Source organism: Roseateles sp. (assembly GCF_019237615.1).
Classification (GTDB): domain Bacteria; phylum Pseudomonadota; class Gammaproteobacteria; order Burkholderiales; family Burkholderiaceae_C; genus Pelomonas.
Genome location: NZ_JAFAGT010000015.1, coordinates 1 through 5,451, shown reverse-complemented (window position 1 = coordinate 5,451; position 5,451 = coordinate 1). Strand labels below are relative to the sequence as shown.

Here is a 5,451-nt window from a genome sequence, read left to right as displayed (position 1 = left end):
TCACGCGCTTGGCCAGATCGACCCCGACTCGGGTAATCTCGTTCATGGGCTTCCCCTTTCACAGGCTTGCAGATTGACGTTTCGCACCATCAATCTTGGCGCTTCGACGCCGTGGGCCAGAAGGTGGGAAGTCCCTTCGTATTCGCTCAACCCCCGACCCGCTACGGCAGGCGTCGTAAGCCCGGTCCGCGACATGGGTACGATCGTCTCTGGTTGATCACTCGGTGAGGTGGTGCCATGACAGCCAGAGTTTTCGAAGCGGCGCTCGGGATTGGCACGCCGTGGTCGGTGCAATCCATCGAATTCAGTGAGCGTTCCGGGGTGCTGTCGAGTCAATGACCTGGCGCGCGGCGTTGTCCGGCAGAGGAAGGAATTCGAGCATTGGCCGTATAGAACTTAAAATTAAAGGCTATACGGCGCAATCAAAGCGCGACAAGGGTCTACGCGATCCACAAGGAGTCTCCGACGCTCGACGACCCGTCTGTTCGAAGAGTTCTCTGCAAGGTTCCAGAAGTGCCGGCGGCTGGCCGGGCGGATATTGCCGGAAGGGAGGCAGGAAACCTGACTCTCGCGACAGACTGGTCATGGCCGTGGCCGAGATTTACCCGGATCCGGAATTTCGCGACGCCGCACAGCGGTCGTTCAGATCGCCGCCGCCCGAGCCCGCGGCGCCAATGTCGGCTTCCTTGAATGAACCGGCCATTGCGCTGGCAAACGCGCTGGCGTCCGAATGATCGCTGCGACGCCGACACCGTGAGTCCGCCAGCCGCCGTCGACCGACCGTCGCTGCACTGCAGCCAGCCTGTCGCGAAACGAGGTCGGCCCACCCGCGCCGTGAAGGCCTCATCCAGTGCCCGACGGACTTCATTTGTTGGAGTCAGCGGCAGGGCCTGCGCCGACCTCGGCGTCGCCGCCTAAAGACCCCACAGAACTGAATGGTCATTCATTCATTTCTTGCCATGCTGCTACGCACAAAAATAGAATGAACGCTCATTCAGCAAAAGCAACCGGCTGAGATCCGCGCGACGCCCCAGGGAAGCGCGTGGCGTCCGGCCCCTTCCGATCTCGAGGCCCGCACATGCGCAAGTTCCCCTCCCGCCACTCGCTCGGCATGCCGGCGTTCACGCTGCTGACGCTGGCCGTCGCCGTCATTGCCGCGCTCTCGCTGAGTGCCTGCGGCCAGGCCGAATCCCAGACGGGCGCCAAGACCGCCCCGCCGCCCCAGGTCGGTGTGCTGACATTGCAGCCCCAGCGCGTCGAGCTGAACGCCGAGCTGTCCGGCCGCACGGTGGCCTACGAGACCGCCGAGGTGCGCCCGCAGGTGAACGGCATCGTCAAGAGTCGCAGCTTCACGGAAGGCAGCGACGTCAAGGCCGGCCAGTTGCTCTACCAGATCGACCCCGCCTCCTACCAGGCCGTGCTGGACACCGCCAAGGCCGCGCTGGCCAAGGCCGAAGCCAATGTGACGACGGTCAGGCTCAAGGCGGACCGCTACCAGCAACTGGCCGATGTCGACGCCGTCAGCAAGCAGTTGCGCGACGACACCCAGGCCGCCCTCAAGCAGGCGCAGGCCGACGTGGACGCCGCCCGCGCCGCCGTGCGCACCGCCCAGATCGACCTCGACCGTACCCGCGTCAGCGCGCCCATCGCCGGCCGCATCGGCCGCTCGGCGGTCACGCCCGGCGCGCTGGTCACCGCCAACCAGGCCACCGCGATGGCCACGCTGCAGCAGCTGGATCCCATCCACGTCGACGTGACCCAGTCCAACGCCGAACTGCTGCGCCTGCAGCGCGAATTCGCCGAGGGCCGGTTGCAGCGAGACACCGGCGGCCAGGCCCGCGTCAAGCTGCTGCTGGAGGACGGCAGCGTCTACCCGCTGGACGGCAAGCTGCAGTTTTCGGAGCTGCAGGTCGACCCCGGCAGCGGCAGCGTGACGCTGCGCGCCGTGTTCCCCAACCCCAAGCGCCAACTGCTGCCCGGCATGTATGTGCGCGCCCAGGTGCAGACCGGCGTGCAGGCCCAGGCCCTGCTGGCGCCGCAGTCGGCCGTGTCGCGCGACGCGCGCGGCCAAGCCGTCGCGATGGTGCTTGGCACCGACGGCAAGGTGCAGGCGCGCGAGCTGAAGACCAGCGGCGTCGTGCAGGGCCAGTGGCTCGTGACCTCGGGCCTGGCCGCCGGCGACCGCCTCATCGTCGACGGGCTGCAGCGCCTGCGCCCCGGCATGCCGGCCCAGGCCGCCGCCCCCGTGGCGACGGGCGCCCCGGCCACGCCCGCCACGGCCCGCTGATCCCGCACCGGAGCCCCAAACATGTCCCGTTTCTTCATTGACCGGCCCATCTTCGCGTGGGTGCTGGCCATCGTCGTCATGCTGGCCGGCGCACTGTCCATCGACACGCTGCCGGTCTCGCAATACCCCAGCATCGCGCCGCCGCAGGTGACGATCAACGCCGCCTACCCGGGCGCGTCCGCCAAGACGCTGGAGGACACCGTCACCCAGGTCATCGAGCAAAAGCTCAAGGGCATCGACGGCCTGACCTACATGTCCTCCACGTCGGACTCGCAGGGCAATGCCAGTATCACGCTGACCTTCACGGCCGGCACCAACCCCGACACCGCCCAAGTGCAGGTGCAGAACAAGCTGCAGGCCGCCACGCCGCTGCTGCCGCAAGAGGTGCAGCGCCAGGGTGTGCAGGTGGTCAAGTCCACCGTCAACTTCCTGATGGTGGTGGGCTTCGTGTCCGAGGACGGCAAGCTGTCCCAGGTGGACCTGTCGGACTACGTCTCCTCCAACGTGCTGGACCCGCTCAGCCGCGTGGAGGGCGTGGGCGAGGTGCAGCTGTTCGGCGCGCAGTACGCAATGCGCGTCTGGCTCAACCCCAACCAGCTCAACCAGTACTCGCTGACGCCGGCCGACGTGTCCGCCGCCATCCAGGCGCAGAACGCGCAGGTTTCCGCAGGCCAGCTGGGCGCTGCCCCCGCCGCCCTGGGCCAGCAGCTCAACGCCACCGTGACGGCGCAGAGCCGCCTCCAGACGCCCGAGCAGTTCCGCAACATCGTGCTGAAGACGCGCCCGGACGGCTCCACCGTGCACCTGCGCGACGTGGCCCGCGTGGAGCTGGGCTCGGAGAGCTATGCCACCGTGTCGCGCTACAACGGCATGCCCGCCGCGGGCGTGGCCGTCAAGCTGGCCACCGGCGCCAACGCGCTGGCCACGGCCAAGGCCGTCGAGGCCGAGCTGCAGCGCATCAAACCCTTCCTGCCCGCCGGCATGAAGACCATCATCCCCTACGACAGCACGCCCTTCGTCAAGGTCTCCATCCACGAGGTGGTCAAGACGCTGGTCGAGGCCGTGGTGCTGGTCTTCCTGGTGATGTACCTGTTCCTGCAGAACTTCCGCGCCACGCTGATCCCGACGATCGCCGTGCCCGTCGTGCTGCTGGGCACCTTCGGCGTGATGTCCGTCGCCGGCTTCTCCATCAACACGTTGACGATGTTCGGCCTGGTGCTGGCCATCGGCCTGCTGGTGGACGACGCCATCGTCGTCGTCGAGAACGTCGAGCGCGTGATGACCGAGGAGGGCCTGTCGCCCAAGGCGGCGACACGCAAGTCCATGAGCCAGATCACCGGCGCGCTGGTGGGCATTGCGCTGGTGCTGTCGGCCGTGTTCGTGCCCATGGCCTTCTTCGGCGGCTCCACGGGCGTCATCTACCGCCAGTTCTCCATCACCATCGTGTCGGCCATGGTGCTGTCGGTGCTGGTCGCGCTGGTGCTGACGCCAGCGCTGTGCGCCACGCTGCTCAAGCCCGGCCATGGCGGCCCGGCCACGCGCGGCTTCTTCGGCGCCTTCAACCGCCGCTTCGACGCCGCCACGCAGGGCTACCAGGGCGTCGTCGCCCGCATGTTGCGGCGCTGGGGCCGCCAGCTGGTGGTCTACGGCCTGCTCGTCGTCGGCATGGCGGTGCTCTTCATGCGCCTGCCCACCTCCTTCCTGCCCGAGGAAGACCAGGGCATCCTGTTCTCGCAGATCCAGTTGCCGGCCGGCGCCACGCAGGCGCGTACGCTGGAGGTGGTGAAGCGCATCGAGGATCACTTCCACACCAACGAGAAGGACAACGTCGACTCCGTGTTCGCCGTCACCGGCTTCAGCTTCGCAGGCCGCGGCGAGAACATGGCGATCGGCTTCGTCAAGCTCAAGGACTGGAGCGAGCGCAAGCGCCCCGACCAGAAGGTGCAGGCCATCGCCGGCCGCGCAATGGGCGCCTTCATGCAGTACCGCGACGCAATGGCCTTCGCATTCGCACCGCCGGCCGTGCTGGAGCTTGGCAATGCCACCGGCTTCGACGGCTATCTTCAGGACCAGGCCGGCGTGGGCCGCGAGGCCCTGATGGCCGCGCGCAACCAGTTCCTCGGCATGGCCGCGAAGGACCCGAACCTGGTGGCTGTGCGCCCCAACGGCCTGGAGGACGCACCGCAGCTGCGCCTGGACGTCGACACGGCCCGCGCGGGCGCGCTGGGCGTCTCGGTCAGTGACATCAACGGCCTGCTCTCCACCGCGTGGGGCGGAGCCTACGTGAACGACTTCATCGACCGTGGTCGCGTCAAGAAGGTCTACATGCAGGCCGACGCGCCCTATCGCATGCAGCCCGAGGACCTGGACAACTGGCGCGTGCGCAACGCCGCCGGCCAGATGGTGCCGTTCTCGGCCTTCGGCACGGCGCACTGGGAGAAGGGCTCGCCGCGCCTGGAGCGCTACAACGGCCTGCCCGCCGTCGAGGTGCTGGGCCAGCCGGCGCCGGGCAAGAGCTCGGGTGCCGCGATGAAGGCGGTGGAAGGCATCGCCGCGCAGCTGCCGCCCGGCGTGGGCCTGTCGTGGACGGGGCTGTCCTACCAGGAGCGTCTGACCGGCGACCAGGCACCCATGCTGTACGCGATCTCGCTGCTGGTCGTCTTCCTGTGCCTGGCCGCGCTGTACGAGAGCTGGAGCATCCCGTTCTCTGTGATGCTGGTGGTGCCGCTGGGCGTCATCGGGGCGCTGCTGGCGGCGACCCTGCGCGGGCTGTCCAACGACGTGTACTTCCAGGTCGGCCTGCTGACCACCATCGGCCTGTCGGCCAAGAACGCGATCCTGATCGTCGAGTTCGCCAACCAGCTCCGCGAGCGCGGGCAGTCGATCACCGAGGCCGCCCTCGAGGCGGCGCGCGAGCGGCTCCGCCCGATCTTGATGACGTCGTTCTCGTTCATCCTAGGCGTGTTCCCGCTCGTCATCGCGGAGGGGTCGGGCGCGGAGAGCCGGCACTCGCTCGGGACGACGGTGTTCGGCGGGATGCTCGTGTCGACGGTGATGAACCTCTTCTTCGTGCCGGCGCTGTACGCGATCTCGCTGCTGGTCGTCTTCCTGTGCCTGGCCGCGCTGTACGAGAGCTGGAGCATCCCGTTCTCTGTGATGCTGGT

At 67.9% G+C, this 5,451-nt stretch carries 2 protein-coding genes; both read left to right on the top strand.

All coding sequences use genetic code 11. The annotated features are described in order from the left end of the window. Window positions 1–1,078 precede the first annotated feature (1,078 nt). Complete coding sequence (locus tag JOY88_RS03220) at window positions 1,079–2,287, top strand: efflux RND transporter periplasmic adaptor subunit (RefSeq protein ID WP_293500344.1); 1,209 nt, start codon at window positions 1,079–1,081, stop codon at window positions 2,285–2,287. A gap of 21 nt (window positions 2,288–2,308) precedes the next feature. Further along, window positions 2,309–5,451: efflux RND transporter permease subunit (locus tag JOY88_RS03215; protein WP_293500343.1), on the top strand; the 3,143-nt coding region annotated here is incomplete at its 3' end.